The 958-nt window shown below is 69.6% G+C and carries 3 protein-coding genes; 2 read left to right on the top strand and 1 reads right to left on the bottom strand.

Annotated features, from left to right (window positions below; translation table 11 throughout):
- The coding region (locus ACFQ87_RS46025; protein ID WP_380617015.1) for an MTH1187 family thiamine-binding protein at positions 1-161 on the top strand (161 nt) is incomplete at its 5' end.
- 2 nt (positions 162-163) lie between these two features.
- On the opposite strand, the gene ACFQ87_RS46020 is transcribed toward ACFQ87_RS46025, so the two are convergent.
- On the bottom strand, positions 164-631 hold the full coding sequence (locus ACFQ87_RS46020) for a DoxX family protein (RefSeq protein WP_380617013.1): 468 nt from the start codon (positions 629-631) through the stop codon (positions 164-166).
- Between the two features lie 151 nt (positions 632-782).
- Between ACFQ87_RS46020 and ACFQ87_RS46015 the strand changes: the two genes are divergently transcribed.
- A partial coding sequence (locus tag ACFQ87_RS46015; protein ID WP_380617014.1) for a helix-turn-helix domain-containing protein occupies positions 783-958 on the top strand: 176 nt, incomplete at its 3' end.

Here is a 958-nt window from a genome sequence, read left to right as displayed (position 1 = left end):
AGTGGGACGAGGTGATGCCGGTGATCAGGGAGGCGATCGAGGCGGTGAAGGCCTACAGCAGCAGGGTCAGCACGGTGATCAAGATCGACGACCGGGCCGGGGTCACCGACGGCCTCACCGCCAAGGTCGCCTCGGTCGAGCGGCACCTCGCCGAGGACTGAGCTCAGGCCACGGTGGTGGGCTGGGGGGCGGGCTCGGTTTCCGGCCGGCGGGCGGCGAACAGCCGGTCCAGGGCGTACGGGCCGGAGCCGAGCACCGCGATGGCCAGGAAGGCCCAACAGAACAGCACCGAGGGCTCGCCCCCGTTCTGCAGCGGCAGCAGCGCGTGCTCCTGGTGGACGGTGAAGTAGGCGTAGGCCATCGAGCCGGAGCAGAGCAGGGCGGCCGATCGGGTGCCGGCGCCCAGCAGCACCAGGGCGCCGCCGACCAGCTGGATCAGTGCGGCCCACCAGCCGGGCCACTCGCCGAACGGGATGGTGCCGCCGCCCTTGGCGCCGCCGAGGACGCCGAACAGCGAGGCCGCGCCGTGGCAGGCGAAGAGCAGGCCGACGACGATCCGAAAGGCCGTCAGCACGTACGGTCGGGCGGCCTCGGCCGCCTGGCGGGACGTTGCGGGGAAGTGTGCGGACATACGGGAACGCCTCTTCTGGGGGACGGGGGAAGAAGGAACGGTAAGGCTAGCCTTAATTAAGTTCAACGGACAACAGTCCGTCAGATGCCTGGCAAGAAGCGGCCAGTGGCCTTTCTTGACCGTTCGGTCCAGAAAGGTTTAGCGTTCCCCCATGGCGCGAACGAAGGAATTCGACCCGGACGCGGCGCTGCAGGCGGCCCTGGAGCTGTTCTGGCGGCGCGGCTACGAGGCCACCTCGATGGCCGACCTGGTCGAGGGGCTCGGCATCGCCCGGGCCAGCATCTACGCCACCTTCGGCAGCAAGCGTGAGCTGTACCTGCGCGCGCT

This window comes from Kitasatospora sp. NPDC056531 (assembly GCF_042794375.1).
Lineage (GTDB): Bacteria > Actinomycetota > Actinomycetes > Streptomycetales > Streptomycetaceae > Kitasatospora.
This window is presented reverse-complemented; position numbering and strand designations above follow the sequence as displayed.

Coding starts and splice junctions, on each gene's coding strand:
- ACFQ87_RS46020 (WP_380617013.1), bottom strand. CDS start 631: ATGTCCGCACACTTCCCCGCAACGTCCCGCCAGGCGGCCGAGGCCGCC.